This window comes from Bradyrhizobium sp. CCBAU 53351, assembly GCF_015291745.1.
Lineage (GTDB): Bacteria > Pseudomonadota > Alphaproteobacteria > Rhizobiales > Xanthobacteraceae > Bradyrhizobium.
On sequence record NZ_CP030059.1, the window covers coordinates 2,316,358 to 2,333,767 of the forward strand.

The following is a 17,410-nucleotide window of genomic DNA, read 5'->3' on the forward strand; positions in this document are numbered from 1 at the left end:
GTGGTCGCTGACAGGACGCAAGCGGCGGGGCCGCGCTACTCCTCGATCACATCGATTGCGATTTCCGGGCAATTGGATTTGGCGAGCCAGGCCTTGTCTTCGAGCCCGGGCGGGACCGTGCCGTCGCCGGCTTCATGTGCGTTGCCGAATTCGTCGAGCTCGAAAAGTTCCGGCGCGAGTGCCTTGCAGCGTGCGTGGCCCTGGCATTTGTCGGGGTCGACGTGAACCCTCAATCGCTCTGTCATGGCGGCATCCTTGGTCGTATGCGCGTGGCCCGGGAGGGCGGCGCGTTCCTCGTGTCGATTTTATCCGCGGCATCTGCCGCAGGCTTTAAGTTATATACTATTACATTCGCGACCGGCTTTCCCTGTCAAGCGCAAACTTGTAGGCTTGGCCACAACATGCGCTCTCAACTCGCCCGCAAGCCCGAAAACACCTATCATCATGGCGATCTCCGCGACGCCCTGATCAAGGCCGCGCTACGCGAGGCGGAGCGGGGCGGCGCCGAGGCGATCAGCATCAAGGCGCTGGCAAAGCAGCTCGGGGTCTCGCAGCCGGCGCCGTACCGGCATTTTGCCGATCGCGAGGCGCTGCTTGCGGCGGTGACGGCGGAGGCGTTCCGGCAGCTCAGCGCAACCTTTCGGACGGCGATGGCGAAACCGTCCAGGCAGTCGAAGCTGTCGCGGCTGGCGCAGGCCATGCTGGATTTCGGATTGCGCCGCAACGGTATCTATCGCCTGATGTTCGCGTCTCGTACCGTGTCGTGTGCGGCCAAGGGCAGCGAGCTGCACGAGGCCACGCGCGAAACGTTTGCGCTCGTGATCGATGCCCTGGAGGTGCCTGCCGTCGGCTATTTGCGCGAACGGCAGGCTCTCAAGATCTGGGCGGCGCTGCACGGCGTGGTGATGCTGGCCGAGCAGGGCCTGTTCACCGGCGAGGCTGCACAGACCACGCGCGAGGAACTGGTCGAGGATTTCGTCAACGAAACGAAGGCGGCCCTCGCCGTGGCGATCAAGGACGCGCGGCGTCGGAAGAAGACCGGCGCTTAGGCTTTCGCCTTCAGCATGTTTATCAACTTGTCGACCGCGCTGTCGGGCGTGGTCACGACGGGACGGCCGGTGGCTTCCGCGACCCCTGGAGCAGTGGCGGCGATGCTGAACTGCGCAAGCGCGATGACGTCGCAATCGCGCAGGTCCCTCGACGCTTCGACGATCAGCCGATCGTGCGTGGCGCGATCGCCGCGGTCGAGCGCCGCCAGCGCGCCCTCGGCGAGTTTCGGAACGACCTGGACCGAGGCCGGAAACTCCGGCGGCATCGAGACCAGGGTCGGCGGGAAGGTCGAGAGCAGGCCGATGCGCCTGCCCATCGTCACCGTACGCTCGATCATCGCTTCGTTCGGCTTGAGCACCGGCATCGGCGCCTGCGCGCGCGCGACCGCCTCGATGCAGGGGCCGAAGGCAGAGCAGGTGAACAGGATCCCGCTCGCCCCGGTTGCCGCGGCATAGTCGCCGAGCGCGAGGAAGCGCTCGGTCATGGCATCGTCGAGCTTGCCGTCGCGGGCCAGATCCGCCGACAGGCTGTCGTCCAGCAGGTTCATCAGCCGCGCCGCCGGCCACGCCTTTGCGAACGCCGCTTCGATCGGAGCGATGGAGTGCTTGAGGGCATGGATCAGGGCGATGCGTGGGGGCGTCGTCATTGAAGGTGGCTACCTGGGTGATCTTGTGCCCCGGCTCTGCGCAATGCGAAGTATTGCGCTGCAGAGCCGGGGCCCATCCTTTTTGGCGTTAAAAGTCGTGGCTTCCTGGGTCCCGGCTCTGCGCAGCAGCGTTGCACGCTGCAGCGCGTCCGGGACACGGGAGACAATTACTTGAACGGCACCGCGTACATCAAGCCGCCCTTGCTCCAGAGGCCGTTGAGGCCGCGGTCGAGCTTGAGCGGGCTCGCCTTGCCGACATTCCGCTCGTAGATCTCGCCGTAATTGCCGGTGGCCTTGATCGCGGTGACCAGCCATTTGTTGTCGAGCCCGAGCCGGGAGCCGAGATCGCCGGAGGCACCTAACAGACGCTGGATCGCGGGCGTCTGCGACTTCGTCATCTCCTCGACATTGCCTTGGGTGACGCCGAGCTCTTCGGCCTCGATCAGGCCGTAATGCAGCCAGGTGATGATGTCGCTCCAGACCTCGTCGCCGTTGCGGGTGAAGGGGCCGAGCGGCTCCTTGCTGATGGTCTGCGGCAGCACGACGTAGTCGGCAGGGTTCGGTGCCGCGGTGGTCACGGCGCCGGCCAGCGCGGAGGCGTCCTGGGTCATCGCATCGCAGCGGCCGCCGAAGAAGGTCTGATACATGGTGTCGACGCGGTCGAACACCAGCGGCTTCCAGTCGATGCCGTTGGCACGGCCGTAATCGCCGAGCGTGACTTCGTGCGTGGTGCCCTGAGCGACGCAAACGGTGGCGCCCTTGAGGTCCTTGATCTCCTTGACGCCGAGGTCCTTCTTCACGACAAAACCCTGGCCATCGTAGAAGTTGATCGGTCCCTGGCGCAGGCCGAGCGTGACGCCGCGCAAGTACGTCTGCGTCGAGTTGCGGTAGAGCACGTCGATCTCGCCCGATTGCAGGGCGGTGAAGCGGTTCTGCGCGGTCAGCGAAACGTAGCGCACCTTGCTGGCATCGCCGAGCACGCCGGCTGCGAGCGCGCGGCAATAATCGACGTCGAGACCCCGGTAATCACCTTGCGAGTCCGGCGCGGAGAAGCCGGCAAAGCCGGCGCTGACGCCGCACACCAGCGTGCCGCGGCTCTTCACCGTGTCCAACGTTGCGGCGGATGCGACAATTGTCGATGCAGCGAGCACGCCCGCCGCGATAACCACTTTCCTCATCATGCTACTCCCCTCAGTGATTGACACTACGCAACACTTTGTCGACGGCCGTGCCGAGCTTGTCGACGATCAGGTCGATCTCGTCGGCGGAGGCGATATAGGGCGGCGCCAGCAACACGTGGTCGCCGCGCACGCCGTCCACGGTGCCGCCGCCCGGATAGCAGCCGAGCCCACCAGCGAATGCTTCCGCCTTGATCTTCTGATTAAGCTTGAGCGCGGGGTCGAACGGGGTGCGGCTGGCGCGATCAGCGACCAGCTCGATCGCCCAAAACAGGCCGCGGCCCCTGATATCGCCGACATGGCGGTGATTGCCAAAGCGCTCGGTCAGCCGCTGCTCGAGTTGCTTGCCGCGCTCCCTGACGCAGTCGAGCAGGCGATCCTCGCGGATCACATCCTGCACTGCGAGTGCGGCCGCGCAGGCGAGGGGATGTGCGAGATAGGTGTGGCCGTGCTGAAAAGCGCCTGAGCCTGCGCGGATGGTGTCGATGAGCTTGCCGCTGGCGAGCATGGCCCCGATCGGCTGGTAGCCGCCGCCGAGCCCCTTTGCGATCGCCTGGATATCGGGCGCGATGCCTTCCTGCTCCCAGGCGTGCGTGGTGCCGGTACGGCCCATGCCGCACATGACCTCGTCGAGGATGAGCAGCGCGCCGTGGCGGTCGCAGATCTCGCGCACGGCCCTGAAATAGCTGTCTGGTGCCGCCACGGCGCCGGCGGTGGCGCCGACCACCGGCTCGGCCAGGAACGCCGCCACGGTCTCAGGGCCAAGCCGCTGGAACTCGGCTTCCAGCTCGGCCGCCAGCCGCGCCACGAACTGCGCATCCGATTCGACGTCGTGCTTCTCGTGATAGGCGAAGGCCGGTGTCACGTGGCTGAAGGCTCCGGAGAGCAGGGGTGCGTAGGGCGCGCGGCGCCAGGCATTGCCGCCGGCGGCGAGCGCGCCGAGCGTGTTGCCGTGGTAGCTCTGTCGCCGTGCGATGAAATGCTGCCGCTGTGGCTCGCGGCGCTCGATGAAATATTGTCGCGCCAGCTTGATGCTCGCTTCGATCGCCTCGGATCCGCCGCTGACGAAATAGGCATAGGCGAGACCGCCGGGCTCGTGTCCGACCAGCGCCTCGGCGAGGGCTTCGGCGGGCTCGGACGAGAAGAAGGCGGTGTGGGCATAGGCCAGCGTCGAGGCCTGCTTGGCCATCGCCGCGATCACGCGGGGATGCTGGTGGCCGAGGCATGAGACCGCCGCGCCGCCGGAGGCGTCGATCACGCGCCGTCCGTCCTCGGCGAAGAGATAGACGCCTTCGCCGCCGATCGCCTTGGGCGGCGTCTCGCGGAGCGAACGGTGCAGCACGCGGCTGGTGCGAGTGCTCATGGATCAACCTTTCTCCGAGACGTAGGTGGCGGCAGCAGTGAGACGCGCCTCGGTATTTTCCAGTCGCTTCTTCGCGGCGACACCGCCGAGCGAGAATGTGACCGCCGCAAGCGACTGCGCGATCGCGATCGCGCCGGTGAGGCTGGGGAAGAAGCCGGGAGAGGAGGCCGCCTCGAACAGCAGCACGTGGTCGGCGCCCTCGGCCATCGGCGCCGAGAGGCTGTCCGCAATCGCGATCAGCGTTGCGCCGCTGCGATAGGCGGCCTGGGCGACACCGACGCTCGCATGGGTATAGGGCAGGAAGCCGATGACGATGACGGCCTCGCCGGGCCTGAACGCACCGAGGTCGAGATCGTCGGGGCCCGAGACGCCAACGAGCTGCACCTGCTCCGGGCGGAACAGCCGCAGCTCGTAGTTCAAGAGCTCTGCAACGCTGCGGCAGCTGCGATAGCCAGCGATCCAGATGCGCTTGGCCTCGTGCAGCGCGCGGGCAGCTTCCGCAATGGGCTGGGCCGGGATCCGTGGCAGGCCGGCGGCCTCCGCCTCGAGCTTCTCGGTGACGAGCGCAACATCGGCGTTCGGGCCAGGCCTGCGGCCTCTGGCGCGGCCGGAGAACGGCGAGGCCTGCGACGGCCGCCGCGCCTCGGTCAGCGCCGCGCGCAATTCGTCCCAGCCCGAATAGCCGATCGCCTTGGCGAGGCGCGTGAACGCGGCGGGATCGGCGCCGGCTTCCGCCGCGAGGTCGCGCATCGAACGGGTGGTGGCGTCGTAATCGTTGGCGGCGACGAAGCGACCGACCTCCTGCAGCCGCATCGGGAGCGATGGCAATGCAATGCGCAGTTCGCTCAACGGCGAGGATTTCGCGGGCTCGGCCATGAAACATTTGTTGCATGAATTTTATATCAGTGCAACAGTTGACGTGCGCTGCCGGAAATCGTCCCTGTCGAGAAGGATTTTTGCGCTGTGACCACCGATGCTCGAAGACCGCCGCCGCGCCGCCTGTACGGCGCATGGGGACGCCGCGAGCTGCAAGGCCTGTTCTGGCAGGTGCTGGTGGTCGGGATCGCGCTCGCGGTGATCGGCTTCCTCTGGTCCAACACCGTCACCAACCTCTCGGCTCGCCGCATCACGACCGGCTTTGCCTTCCTCGGCCGCGAGGCCGGCATGCCCATTGCCGATAGTTTGCTGGCCTATAATCCGAGAGACACCTATCTCTGGGCCTTCGTCGTCGGTGTCGGCAACACGCTGCGCGTTGCCGTCATCGGGATCGTGCTCGCGACCGTCCTCGGCACGCTGATCGGTATCTCCCGGCTATCGGCCAACTGGCTGCTGTCGCGGCTGGCCGCCGTTTATGTCGAAACGCTCCGCGATATCCCGCTGCTGCTCCAGCTGCTGTTCTGGTACGTGCTGATGCAGGCGCTGCCGGCCGCACGTGCGGCATGGCGGCCGATCGAGGGCGTGTTCCTGTCCAATCGCGGCCTGATCCTGCCGGCCATTCCGATTGGCCCGCTGCAGTTTTGGGTGCTCGGCGCCGCCGTGCTCGGAGCTGCCGTGTTCTATCTCGTCAGGAGGCGGCTGATCGCGCAGCAGATGCGCGACGGCAAGCCGCGCCCGGCCTGGCCGGTTGCGCTCGGCCTCATCATCGTGCCGCCGGCGGCTGTCTCGTTGGTGCTTGGCGTGCCCTGGACGATCGAGTGGCCCCAATTGCGCGGCTTCAATTTCGTCGGCGGGTTGACGCTCGCTCCGGAATATTTCGCGCTGCTGATCGCGCTCGTGACCTACACCTCGGCCTTCATTGCCGAGATCGTCCGCAGTGGCATCCAGTCCGTGCCGCGCGGGCAATGGGACGCCGCCAACGCGCTCGGCCTGCGCCGCAGCTTCATGCTGCGGCAGATCATTTTGCCGCAGGCGCTCCGCGTCATCGTGCCGCCGATGACGAGCCAGTATCTCAACCTGACCAAGAATTCCTCGCTCGCGGTCGCGATCGGCTATCAGGACGTGGTCTCGATCGCCAACACCACGCTGAACCAGACCGGCCAGGCGATCGAGGCGATCGCGCTGATCATGGCAGTGTTCCTGACCATCAGCCTTTCCATCAGCTTCTTCATGAACTGGTACAATGCGCGCATTGCGCTGGTGGAGCGCTGATCATGACGGTGATCGTCGATATCCCCGATGCGCCGCGCCGCGCCCGCCGTCCGCAGATTGGAAATCCCGTGCTGCGCTGGCTGCGCGCCAATCTGTTCTCGTCGGTCCCGAACGGTATCTTATCGATCGTGCTGCTGGCGATTCTTGCCAAGGGCGTTTTCAGCTTCGTGCAGTGGGGTGTTGCGAACGCCGTGTGGCTGACGCCCGCGAACGATTCCAGCGCCTGCCGCGCGGTGCGCGGCGTCGGTGCCTGCTGGGCCATCATTCCCGAAAAGTACCGCTTCATCCTGTTCGGCACCTATCCGTTCGACGAGCAGTGGCGGCCGGCGCTATCGGTGCTGCTGTTCATCGCGCTGTTCTATCTCTCGAGCCGTCGCGCCCTGTGGCGGCGCGAATTGGTCTATCTCTGGATCGGCGTATTGGCGCTGATCAGCGTGCTGATGTGGGGCGGGGTGCTCGGGCTCTCCTTCGTCTCGCAGGACCGCTGGGGCGGATTGCCGGTCACGCTGATCCTCGCGACCTTTGGGCTCGCATTCGGCTTTCCGCTCGGCATCCTCGTCGCGCTCGGCCGGCGCTCGAAGCTGCCGGCGATCCGCTCGCTCAGCGTGCTCTATGTCGAGCTGATCCGCGGCGTGCCGCTGGTCAGCCTGTTGTTCATGGCGAGCGTGATGTTCCCGCTGTTCATGCCAAGCGGGTTCAACATCGACAAGCTGCTGCGCGCGCAGATCGCCATCATCCTGTTCGCGGGCGCTTATCTCGCCGAGGTGATCCGCGGCGGCCTCCAGGCCGTGCCGCGCGGACAATACGAGGCGGCCGATGCGCTCGGGCTGTCCTACTGGCGCAAGAACCGGCTGATCATCCTGCCCCAGGCGATCCGCCACGTCATCCCGCCGCTGGTCAACACCTTCATCGCCTTCTTCAAGGACACCAGCCTCGTCCTCATCATCGGCATCTTCGACCTGCTGACGACGGCGAAGACCGCGATCATCGATCCGGCCTGGCAGCAGTTCTCGGTCGAGGTCTACATCTTCGTCGCCGCGATCTATTTTGTCTTTTGCTTTGCGATGTCGCGGTACAGCCGCGGCCTGGAGGGCGCGAGCAGGAGATGATCTTCCTTCTCCCCTTGTGGGAGAAGGTGGCGCGAAGCGCCGGATGAGGGGTTCTGTCGCCGTATTCAGGCGGTGAGAGAGTCCCTTGTGGAGAGAACCCCTCACCCGTCTCGCCGCTTTGCGGCGAGCCACCCTCTCCCGCAAGGGGAGAGGGTACTGGGGAGTTTGTCGTGCAAAGAAGCGTTACGTCTTAACCCTTCGGATCGATCGGCATCGTTCCGCGCAGGCCCAAAATATCCTCAAGCACCTTGGCGCCCGCGAGCACCTCCGCGTCGCCCCTGGGCGCTCCGACCACCTGCACGCCGACCGGCAGGCCCGAGGCCGTGAAGCCGCAGGGCAGCGATAGCGAGGGGCAGCAGGCCAGCGTGATGGCGTAGACGATGCCGAGCCACTCGACGTAGTTCTCGAATCTCTTGCCGGCACATTCGGCGACGTAGCGGTGCTCGATCGGGAAGGGCGGCACGATCGTGGTGGGTGTCAGCAGCAGATCATAGGTCTTGAAGAACTCGACCGCCCGCGCGGTCATGCCAACGCGCTGGGCCTCGGCGCGCGCGAGCTGCTCCACGGTGAGCTTGAGGCCTTCCTCGATGTTCCAGATCACCTCGGGCTTGAGCAGGTCGCGCTTGGTGCGCAGCAGCTCCGCCTTGCTGATCGCGAAATCGAAGGCGCGCAGCACGTGGAAGCACTCATGCGCCTCGCGCCAGTCCGGATGCGCTTCCTCGACGATGACACCGGCCTCGGCAAAGCGTTCCGCAGCCTTCCGCGTGATCGCCTTCACCTCGGGATCGACAGGGGTGATGCCGAGGTCAGCCGAATAGGCGATGCGCTTCGCCTTCTTGCCGGACCGCGCGGATGTCAGGAACGAGGTCGCCGGCGCCGGCAGCGACAGCGGATCGTCGGCATAATCGCCGCTCATGGCATCGAGCAGCAGCGCGAGATCCTCGACATTGCGTGCCATCGGGCCCTGCACGCCGAGATTGCGATCGATCGCCACTTTCGGCGTATGCGCGACGCGGCCGATGCTCGGCCGCATGCCGACGATGCCGCAGAAGGCTGCCGGGCTGCGCAAGGATCCGCCCATGTCCGAGCCCTGCGCGAGCCAGGCCATGCCGGTGGCCAGCGCCACCGCGGCGCCGCCGGAGGAGCCGGCCGCGGACTTCGTCATATCCCAGGGATTGAGCGTCGCGCCGAACACCTCGTTGAAGGTGTTGGCGCCGGCGCCGAACTCCGGCGTGTTGGACTTGGCGTAGACGAGCGCGCCGTTGGCCTCGAGGTTCTCGACCATCAGGTCGGACTTGGCTGGAATGTTGTCCTTGAAGATCGGCGAGCCCTGCGTGTTCAGGACGCCCGCAACGTCGGTCAGATCCTTGATCGGCACCGGCAGGCCCGCGAGCAGCCCCCGCGCGCCGGCGGGTTTGCGCATCAAGGCCTTGGCGCTGTCCCGCGCGCGATCGAAGCAGAGCGTCGGCAGCGCATTGACCTTGCCGTCGACCTCCTTGACGCGCTTCTCCACCACATCCAGCAGTTCGAGCGGTGAGACGTCGCCGGAGCGCAGCTTCTCGACGACGGCGCAGGCGGTTTGTTGGATCAGGTCTTGAGACAATTATTTTACTCCTACCTAGATTGTCATTCCGGGACGCCCGGAGGGCGAACCCGGAATCTCGAGGTCCTCTGGTGCACAATTGTGCACTGTAGTTCGATGCTTTGCATCGCCCCGGAACGACGGTGTCAAAAAGGACGAGGCAGCTAACCCCAGCCTGCGCTGATGCCGCCGTCCACGGTGTAGATCACACCCGACGTATAGCCCGCGCGGTCCGAGGCCAGGAACGCCATGAGGTCGCCGATCTCGCGCGCATGCGCAGGGCGGCCGAGCGGCAGACTCTTCTGGAATTCCTTGTAGCGGCTCTCGTCGCCGAACTGGTGCTTGGCCCGCGTCTTCAGCAGCGTGACGTGACGATCGGTGCCGACGGGGCCCGGATTGATGCCGACCACGCGGATGTTGTCGGCGAGGCTTTTGCCGCCGAGCGCGCGGGTGAAGGCCATCAGCGCGGCATTGCCGGCGCTGCCGCAGATGTAATTGGCGTCGAACTTCTCGCCGGCGGCCCCGATGTCGTTGACGATGACGCCACCGCCTTTGGCCTTCATCTGCGCGTAGATCTGCCGCGTGAGGTTGATATAGCCGAACACCTTCAATTCCCAGGCGTGGCGCCAGGTCGCTTCGTCGATCTTGTCGATCGAGCCGCCGGGAATGTCGCCGGCATTGTTGACGAGCACGTCGATGTCGGCGGCTTCTTTCGCCAGCCGTGCCACGTCCTCCGCCTTGCGCAGATCGACGATGCTTGTCGCGGCGTCGATTTGATGCGCCGAGCGTAAGCGCTCGGCCAGCGCCTTGAGCTGATCGCCGCTGCGGGCGGCGAGCAGGAGATGCGCGCCCTCCTCGGCAAATGCCTCGGCCGCGGCAGCGCCGATGCCCTTCGACGCGCCCGTGATCAGGACGCGCTTGCCACGCAGATGCAGATCCATTGGGGGTACTCTCGGAATTGGAACTGGATCAAACCAGTAGGCGCTCGGCCGCGCCACGGTCAACATTGCAGTGCAGCGTTGCACTGCCGCCGCGTTTGGTCCATTGCAGTGCGGTCAAAAAGGCGGCGGCTGCCTGACCAAAAAGGGACGTTCTCGATGAGCAAGAAACAATACCGGATCGCGGTCATTCCCGGCGACGGCATCGGCAAGGAAGTCATGCCCGAGGGCCTGCGCGTCATGGAGGCGGCGGCGAAGAAGCACGGCATCGCCCTGCATTTCGACCATTTCGATTTCTCGTCCTGGGACTATTACGAGAAGCACGGCCAGATGATGCCGGATGACTGGAAGGAGAAGATCGGCAAGCACGACGCGATCTATTTCGGCGCGGTCGGCTGGCCGGCCAAGATTCCGGACCACGTCTCCCTCTGGGGCTCGCTGATCAAGTTTCGCAGGGAGTTCGACCAATATGTGAATTTGCGCCCGGTGCGGCTGATGCCCGGCGTGCCGTCGCCGCTGGCGGGCCGCAAGCCCGGTGACATCGATTTCTGGGTGGTGCGCGAGAACACCGAAGGCGAATATTCCTCCGTCGGCGGCCGCATGTTCCCCGACACCGACCGCGAGTTCGTGACGCAGCAGACGGTGATGACCCGCACCGGTGTCGACCGCATCCTGAAATTCGCCTTCGAGCTCGCGCAGTCGCGGCCGAAGAAACACCTGACTTCCGCGACGAAGTCGAACGGCATCTCCATCACCATGCCCTATTGGGACGAGCGCGTGGAGGCGATGGCGAAGAAGTTTCCCGGCGTGAAGTGGGACAAGTACCACATCGACATCCTGACCGCGAACTTCGTGCTGCATCCCGATTGGTTCGACGTCGTGGTCGGCTCCAACCTGTTCGGCGACATCCTGTCCGACCTCGGCCCGGCCTGCACCGGCACGATCGGCATCGCGCCGTCAGGCAACATCAATCCCGAAGGCGACTTCCCCTCGGTGTTCGAGCCGGTGCACGGCTCGGCGCCCGACATTGCGGGACAGGGCATTGCCAATCCGATCGGCATGATCTGGTCGGGGGCGATGATGCTGGAGCATCTCGGCCAAAAGGAAGCCGGCCGTTCGATCGTCGAGGCGATCGAGCGTACGCTGGCGGAGCGTACGCTGCGGACCAAGGACCTCGGCGGCAACGCCGACACCACGGCCTGCGGCAAGGCGGTTGCGGATATGGTGGATTGAGGCGGGGCTTCCCCTCTCCCCTTGTGGGAGAGGGTGGCTCGCCGCGCAGCGGCGAGACGGGTGAGGGGTCTGTCTCCGCGAACACCGATCATCCGTCGCAGGATTACGTGCGGAGAGAACCCCTCATCCGGCGCTTCGCGCTACCTTCTTCCACAGGGGGAGAAGGGTAGGACAGCCGTGCGTTTGGCTCGTGCTACACATACGACGTCCGCGCCGGATCGAAGATCGGCGGATAATCGTTGTCGTCGAGCAGGTCGAGAAACTCATTGAGCCCGCCGGCCCTGATCAACGCCAGCTCCCGATCCGAGATCAGGTTCACGGTCAAAATCTCGACCGGATCGCCCGCGATTTCCAGCGCTTCGGCGATCTGCTTGTCGGTGCCGATGATCGGCGTGAGGAACAGAAAAGTCTGAAAGTCCGTTCCTGCAACCGGTGGCCACGGCAACGCGATGCGGTGACCGAACCCGAACCAGGTCGTGTCGACGAACGGCAGATTGGCCAGCCAGCGCAGATTGTCGCGGACATCCGGTGTCGGCTCGCGGACATACCACATCAGCTCGGCGCGCGGCTTCGCGTCGCCCTGCACGCCGTGCATCCGCTGCTGGCTCATGCCGTTGGTCAAGAGGACATAGCCTTCGTCGGAGCCTTCCCGGCATTCAGGAACGAAATCACGGCCAAACGCATGGATGTCGATGCGACGTTCGGCGTCGTGCGTGAAGCTGTGCTCGGGCTCGCCTAGCTCGCTTTCATAGACGTCGAGCCGATGCCGGTAGAGGTCGATTGCGGGAGAGGGCTCGCTGGAGCCGGACATGAGCTTTGCGAGACGGGAGAGCATGTGAACCTCGAGCGGATATGGGCCGGGATATCCCCGTTGTCGCAACACAATGGGGGCCGGTTCATCTCCGCTCCGCAAGCTTCGCCCTAGTCCAGATTTCCTTGCGCAATTGTCCAGGAGCCCCGGCTCATGCCGAGCGATGTCGCGCGACTAGCTCACGATCTTCTCGATCGCCGCCTGATCCAACCCGAATTTCTTCCCGGCCTCCAGGATCTCCTGCCAGGTGGTCGGATCGACCGGAATGCCTTCGGCGAGGCGCTTTGTCTTGGTCTCGCGCTCGGGCTCGCCGGCGATCTTGACCTTGTCGACGCCGGAAGCGGGCAGTGAGCCGGTGTGCCAGGCCACGAAGCTCTCGACTTCACGCGCGAGGTTCTCGCCGGTGCCGAGCTTGGCGGGATCGATGACGATCGAGAGCATGCCGTTGAGGACGTTGTACTTGCCGTCGGACGGCCCCTTGACGACTTGCCCGCCGGAGAGCGCGCCGCCGAGGATTTCGCACACCAGCGCAAGGCCCGAACCCTTGTGCTCGCCGAACGGAAGGATGGCGCCGTAGGGCGGGATCACGGTGTAGCGCGGATTGACCGTGGGCTTGCCTTCATTGTCGATGATGGTGCCGGGCTCCAGCGCGACGCCCTTGTTGTGGGCGACACGGGTCTTGCCTTGCGCGATTCTGCTGGTGGCGAAGTCGAGCACGATCGGGTCCTTGCCCCGTCGCGGGATGCCGACGCAGAACGGGTTGGTGCCGTGGCGCGGATCGCTGCCACCCCAGGGCGCCACGATCGGCCGCGAGATCACGTTGACGAAGTGGATCGAGATCAGGCCGTGGTCGATGCACTGCTCGGCCCAATGGCCGATGCGGCCGATGTGGTGCGAGTTGGAGAGGCCGACCAGGCACACGCCGTTCTGCTTGGCGCGCTCGGCCGCAAGCTCCATCGCCTCATGGCCGATCACCTGGCCGTAGCCGGTGAGGCCGTCGAGGGTGAGCAGCGGACCGGTGTCGAGCACGATCTTGACATGCGCGTTCACGGCGAGGCCGCCATTGGTGACGCTCTGGACGTAGCGCGGGATCATGCCGACGCCGTGGGAATCGTGTCCCTTCAGATTGGCCTCGACGAGGTTGCTGGACACGAGCTCGGCCTCGCGGTCCGAGGAGCCGCCGGCCTTGACGATGGCACGGATGGCCTTGGTGAGCGGCTCAGCCTTGATGATGCGATAGTCGGCCATTGTCGTTGCTCTTATCCCTTCACGATCCGGCGGCAGTGCTCCCACGCCGCGCCAATCAGGTTCTCGCTGGCCTCCGGCGTCCGGAATGCCGAATGTGCCGACAGCGTCACGTTTGGAATCTTCGTCAGCGGATGATCGCCGGGCAGGGGCTCGGTGTTGAAGACATCGAGGCCGGCATGGCGGATGTGGCCGGACTTCAGCGCGTCGATCATCGCGGCTTCGTCGACGATCGCGGCGCGCGCGGTGTTGACGAAGATGACGCCCGGTTTCATTTGAGCGATCTTCTCGCGCGTGATCATGCCGCGTGTCTCGTCGTTGAGCAGCAGATGCAGCGACACCACGTCGCTCCGCGCCAGCAAGGTGTCGAGATCGGTGAACTCGACGCCCGGATAGCTCTTCGGCGAGCGGTTCCAGGCGATCACCTTCATGCCGCTGCCGGACGCAATGCGCGCCACTTCAGCTGCGATGCCGCCAAAGCCGATCAGCCCGAGCGTCTTGCCGGTGAGCTGCATGCCGTCCTCGCGCAGCCAGTTGCCGACGCGCATCTCGCGATCCATCTTCGCGATGACCCGGGCCGACGCCCACATCAGCGCGATCGCGGATTCGGCGACTGCGGTGTCGCCGTATCCCTTGATCAGATGCACGGAGATGCCGAGCTCGCTAAGTTCTTCCGGATTCATGTAGCTGCGTGCGCCGGTTCCGAGGAACACGACGTGCTTGAGCCCCGCGCACTTCTTGGCGACCTCGGTCGGCAGTGCGGTGTGGTCGACGATCGCGATTTCGGCGCCGTCGAGAACTTCCGGATATTGCTCCGGCTTGATGTCGGGATTCCGGTGGATCCGCACCTTGGGATCACCGGGCTTTTCCAGCCGCTCCATGATCACGGCGAGGGCTTCGTTGGCGTCGACGAAAACTCCGCGCATGGCTCTCTCCGGTCAGGACGCGACGCCGGCGATCGCCAGCGCGGTATGCATGAGGACGTTGGTTCCTGCGGCGCAGTCGGCCTGCGTGGCGTCTTCCAGCTCGTTGTGGCTGATACCGTCCTTGCAGGGCACGAACACCATCGCCGCCGGCATTTTGGTGTTGAGGTTGCACGCGTCGTGGCCGGCGCCCGAGGTGATACGGCGCGAGGAGTAACCGAGCGTCTTCGCCGCGCTCTCGACCGCTGCAATGAGCTTGGGATCGAAATGCGTCGGGGGCTTGCGCCAGACCAGATCGAGCTTCACCTCGACCTTGCGACGCGCGGAGATCTCGGCAATCGCCGCGCGCAGATCGCGGTCGAGCGCGTCCATGATCGCCCCATCCGCGCTGCGGCAATCCACGGTGAAGGCGATCTCGCCGGGAATGACGTTGCGCGAGGGATTGGCGATCACGGCCTCGCCGATGGTGCCGACCGCCTTGGGCCCATGCTTCTTCGCGATCGCCTCCATCGCCAGCACGATCTCCGACAGCGTCGCCAGCGCATCGCGTCGTAGCGGCATCGGGGTCGAACCGGCATGGCTCTCGAAGCCGGAAATCTTGCCGTCATACCACAAGACGCCCTGGCCGGAATCGACCACGCCGATGGTCTTGCCTTCGGCCTCTAGGATCGGGCCCTGCTCGATGTGCAGTTCGACGAAGCAGCCGAGCTTCTGGAAGCCCACCGGCTTGTCGCCGCGATAGCCGATGCTGTCGAGCGCCTGGCCGACGGTCGTGCCGTCGATATCCTTGCGCGACAAAATGTCGTCGGTGGTGAAGTCGCCGACATAGGCTGCGGAGGCCATCATCGCCGGCGCGAAGCGCGAGCCTTCCTCGTTGGTCCAGTTGACGACGCAGATCGGCGCCTCGGTCTCGATGCCGGCATCGTTCAGCGTGCGGATGACTTCGAGCGCGCCGAGCGTGCCCAGGATGCCGTCATACTTGCCGCCGGTCGGCTGGGTGTCGAGATGCGAGCCGATGCCGACGGGCGGCTTCGACATGTCGCGTCCCTTGCGCAGGCCGAATTGTGAGCCGAGCGCATCGGTGTGCACCTCGAGCCCGGCTTCCTCGCAGGCTTTGCGGAACCAGTCGCGCACCTGCTTGTCTTCGGCACTCAGTGTCAGCCGCCGCACGCCGCCCTTGGCCGTCGCGCCGAATTGCGCGGTCTCGTGGATGGAGCCCCAGAGGCGGGCAGAATCGATTTGCAAATTGGTGACGGCTCGGCTCATGCGTTCGGTCTCTCGATTGTCCGGCGCCTTTTTCAATGACCCGCCAGCGCGGGCGCGTCAACCGCGAGGCTGCTCTGCGCAATTTGCCGTGCAAGCTCGGCGACGCGCTCTACGGCGACGACGTCGGGCGAGGCAAGCCAGCTCGCGGTGAAGGTCAGCGGCGCGATGGCAAGATCGGTGTCGAGCAGCTGCAGCCGCCCGTCGGCAAGCTCGTTCTCGACGATGGCGTCGGGGATGACGGCAACGCCCAGCCCCTCGACCGCCATGTGGATGACGGTGGCCAGTGAAGCCGACGCGTGCAGGCGGATCGGCGGCAGGTCCGGCCGGTCGAACACCTCGCGCACGACCTCGTAAGGCTTGGTCTTGCGCGGGAAGGTGATGATCGGAAATCGCGCGAGATCCGCCGGCGTCACCGGGCCCTTGCCGAGGCCGAGCGAAGGGCTTGCGAGAAAGCCGATCGGATAATCGGCGAGCACGCGGTTATGCACGCCGGAGGCGGACAGCGGCCCGACGACGAACGCAAGCTCGATCTCCTGCGCGAGCAGGCGCGCGGTGAGGTTTGGCGTGATGTCGACTTCGATCTCCAGCGACAGGTTCGGATAGACCTGGTTCACGCTCTTCACGAGGCGCGGCAGCCAAGTGTGCACGATGGTCTCGGCGACGCCGAGCCGCATCACGCCGCGCATCGCCGACCGATCGCCGATCTCCGCCATCATCTGGGCGCGCAGGCCGATCAGCTTCTCCGCATAGACCATCATCTGGCGGCCGCTCGGCGTCGGCGAGGCCACGCGATGATCGCGGTTGAGCAGCTTCACGCCCATCTCGCGCTCGAGCTGGGCGATGCGCTGGGAGATCGCCGGCTGGGTCGTGTTGAGCCGCTGGGCGGCGCCCCGGAAGCTGCCGAGCTTCACAACCCAGAGGAACGTCTCGATCGACCTGAAGTCCAGCATTGGAAGGATTTTCCCAGTCGATAAATCAGATTTATCGAGATTGATTAGAAACGACGATTAGACTTTATAGCACGCTTGGTGTTGGCTTGTCTTTGTCGAGTTTATAGGCAGGTCGATCTCATGACTGTTTTGGTGGCAGCGCAGCAAACTGAAACGCCCGACACGCTCCCGAGCCGCAAGGCGCGGCTTGCCTATCGTCAGGGACTGGTCGCTTCCACCGCCGGCGTCGCTCCCGGCTTCGTCCAGGGCAATCTGGCGATCCTGCCGGCGGAATATGCCAGCGCCTTCCACCGCTTCTGCCAGCTCAATCCGAAACCGTGCCCGATCATCGGCATGTCCGATGTCGGCAGCCCCCACATTCCCGCGCTCGGCGCCGATCTCGACATTCGCACCGACGTGCCGCGCTACCGCGTCTGGCGCGACGGCGAAGTCGTCGACGAGCCGACCGACGTGACCAAGCATTGGCGCGATGATCTCGTCACCTTCGTGCTCGGCTGCTCGTTCTCGTTCGAAGAGGCGTTGCTCGACGAGGGCATGCCGATCCGCCACATCGAAGAGAACGTGCGCGTGCCGATGTACCGCACCAACATCGCCTGCGGCGAGGCCGGTCCGTTCGCCGGCCCCATGGTGGTGTCGATGCGGCCGTTCAAGCCGGCGGACGCGATCCGTGCGGTGCAGATCACCTCGCGCTATCCCGCCGTGCACGGCGCGCCCGTGCATCTCGGCCACCCGCATCTGATCGGCATCAAGGATATCGCCAAGCCCGACTACGGCGATCCCGTGCCGGTCGCCGAGGACGAGATCCCGGTGTTCTGGGCCTGCGGCGTGACGCCGCAATCGGTCATCAACGCCGCGAAGCTTCCGTTCGCGATCACGCATTCGCCCGGCCTGATGCTGGTGACGGATCTCAAGAACAGGACCATGGCCGTGATTTAGTGGGCAGCGTTTGCTGCTTCTTCGGGCTTTAC

At 65.3% G+C, this 17,410-nt stretch carries 17 protein-coding genes; 5 read left to right on the forward strand and 12 right to left on the reverse strand.

The window, feature by feature from the left end; translation table 11 throughout:
- Nucleotides 1-35 precede the first annotated feature (35 nt).
- The gene (locus tag XH83_RS10925) at nucleotides 36-245 is read right to left on the reverse strand and encodes a ferredoxin (RefSeq protein WP_100181354.1); all 210 of its coding nucleotides are present in this window, start codon (nucleotides 243-245) and stop codon (nucleotides 36-38) included.
- A gap of 156 nt (nucleotides 246-401) precedes the next feature.
- On the opposite strand from XH83_RS10925, the gene XH83_RS10930 reads away from it, so the two are divergent.
- Nucleotides 402-1,049: a TetR/AcrR family transcriptional regulator gene (locus XH83_RS10930; RefSeq protein WP_194406999.1), complete on the forward strand. Its 648-nt coding sequence runs from the start codon at nucleotides 402-404 to the stop codon at nucleotides 1,047-1,049.
- Here the strand turns inward: XH83_RS10930 and XH83_RS10935 are convergent.
- The 4 genes from XH83_RS10935 to XH83_RS10950 all read right to left on the reverse strand — a co-directional run bounded on the left by XH83_RS10935 (nucleotide 1,046) and on the right by XH83_RS10950 (nucleotide 5,113).
- Nucleotides 1,046-1,696: an aspartate/glutamate racemase family protein gene (locus tag XH83_RS10935; RefSeq protein ID WP_194407000.1), complete on the reverse strand. Its 651-nt coding sequence runs from the start codon at nucleotides 1,694-1,696 to the stop codon at nucleotides 1,046-1,048. The two genes, XH83_RS10930 and XH83_RS10935, sit on opposite strands and share 4 nt — an antisense overlap.
- A 167-nt stretch (nucleotides 1,697-1,863) precedes the next feature.
- Nucleotides 1,864-2,877, reverse strand: a complete 1,014-nt coding sequence (locus XH83_RS10940) for an amino acid ABC transporter substrate-binding protein (protein WP_194407001.1) — start codon at nucleotides 2,875-2,877, stop codon at nucleotides 1,864-1,866.
- A gap of 10 nt (nucleotides 2,878-2,887) precedes the next feature.
- Nucleotides 2,888-4,237 carry an aspartate aminotransferase family protein gene (locus tag XH83_RS10945; RefSeq protein WP_194407002.1) on the reverse strand — a complete coding sequence of 450 codons (1,350 nt, stop codon included), beginning with the start codon at nucleotides 4,235-4,237 and terminating at the stop codon, nucleotides 2,888-2,890.
- A gap of 3 nt (nucleotides 4,238-4,240) precedes the next feature.
- Nucleotides 4,241-5,113: a MurR/RpiR family transcriptional regulator gene (locus XH83_RS10950; protein ID WP_194407003.1), complete on the reverse strand. Its 873-nt coding sequence runs from the start codon at nucleotides 5,111-5,113 to the stop codon at nucleotides 4,241-4,243.
- Nucleotides 5,114-5,200: 87 nt separating this feature from the next.
- Here XH83_RS10950 and XH83_RS10955 point away from each other — a divergent pair, with 87 nt between their 5' ends.
- Complete coding sequence (locus tag XH83_RS10955) at nucleotides 5,201-6,385, forward strand: amino acid ABC transporter permease (protein ID WP_194407004.1); 1,185 nt, start codon at nucleotides 5,201-5,203, stop codon at nucleotides 6,383-6,385.
- Nucleotides 6,386-6,387: 2 nt separating this feature from the next.
- Nucleotides 6,388-7,494 carry an amino acid ABC transporter permease gene (locus XH83_RS10960; protein WP_194407005.1) on the forward strand — a complete coding sequence of 369 codons (1,107 nt, stop codon included), beginning with the start codon at nucleotides 6,388-6,390 and terminating at the stop codon, nucleotides 7,492-7,494.
- A 190-nt stretch (nucleotides 7,495-7,684) separates the two neighbouring features.
- Here the strand turns inward: XH83_RS10960 and XH83_RS10965 are convergent, their stop codons facing one another.
- Both XH83_RS10965 and XH83_RS10970 read right to left on the reverse strand, forming a co-directional pair.
- Nucleotides 7,685-9,097, reverse strand: coding sequence for an amidase (locus XH83_RS10965; protein ID WP_194407006.1), 1,413 nt, complete (start codon nucleotides 9,095-9,097; stop codon nucleotides 7,685-7,687).
- A gap of 143 nt (nucleotides 9,098-9,240) precedes the next feature.
- On the reverse strand, nucleotides 9,241-10,017 hold the full coding sequence (locus tag XH83_RS10970) for an SDR family oxidoreductase (RefSeq protein WP_194407007.1): 777 nt from the start codon (nucleotides 10,015-10,017) through the stop codon (nucleotides 9,241-9,243).
- A 156-nt stretch (nucleotides 10,018-10,173) separates the two neighbouring features.
- Here XH83_RS10970 and XH83_RS10975 point away from each other — a divergent pair, with 156 nt between their 5' ends.
- Nucleotides 10,174-11,247, forward strand: coding sequence for a tartrate dehydrogenase (locus XH83_RS10975; RefSeq protein ID WP_194407008.1), 1,074 nt, complete (start codon nucleotides 10,174-10,176; stop codon nucleotides 11,245-11,247).
- A gap of 193 nt (nucleotides 11,248-11,440) precedes the next feature.
- On the opposite strand, the gene XH83_RS10980 is transcribed toward XH83_RS10975, so the two are convergent.
- The 5 genes from XH83_RS10980 to XH83_RS11000 form a co-directional block, all read right to left on the reverse strand.
- A complete protein-coding gene (locus XH83_RS10980; protein ID WP_194407009.1) occupies nucleotides 11,441-12,082 on the reverse strand; it encodes a suppressor of fused domain protein in 642 nt (213 codons plus the stop codon).
- Between the two features lie 150 nt (nucleotides 12,083-12,232).
- On the reverse strand, nucleotides 12,233-13,306 hold the full coding sequence (locus tag XH83_RS10985) for a malate/lactate/ureidoglycolate dehydrogenase (RefSeq protein ID WP_194407010.1): 1,074 nt from the start codon (nucleotides 13,304-13,306) through the stop codon (nucleotides 12,233-12,235).
- An 11-nt stretch (nucleotides 13,307-13,317) separates the two neighbouring features.
- A complete protein-coding gene (locus XH83_RS10990; RefSeq protein ID WP_194407011.1) occupies nucleotides 13,318-14,229 on the reverse strand; it encodes an NAD(P)-dependent oxidoreductase in 912 nt (303 codons plus the stop codon).
- A gap of 12 nt (nucleotides 14,230-14,241) precedes the next feature.
- Nucleotides 14,242-15,492, reverse strand: coding sequence for a Zn-dependent hydrolase (locus XH83_RS10995; protein WP_194407012.1), 1,251 nt, complete (start codon nucleotides 15,490-15,492; stop codon nucleotides 14,242-14,244).
- A gap of 32 nt (nucleotides 15,493-15,524) precedes the next feature.
- Nucleotides 15,525-16,442: a LysR family transcriptional regulator gene (locus XH83_RS11000; RefSeq protein WP_194407013.1), complete on the reverse strand. Its 918-nt coding sequence runs from the start codon at nucleotides 16,440-16,442 to the stop codon at nucleotides 15,525-15,527.
- Between the two features lie 120 nt (nucleotides 16,443-16,562).
- On the opposite strand from XH83_RS11000, the gene XH83_RS11005 reads away from it, so the two are divergent.
- Complete coding sequence (locus XH83_RS11005; protein ID WP_194407014.1) at nucleotides 16,563-17,378, forward strand: putative hydro-lyase; 816 nt, start codon at nucleotides 16,563-16,565, stop codon at nucleotides 17,376-17,378.
- Nucleotides 17,379-17,410 lie beyond the last annotated feature (32 nt).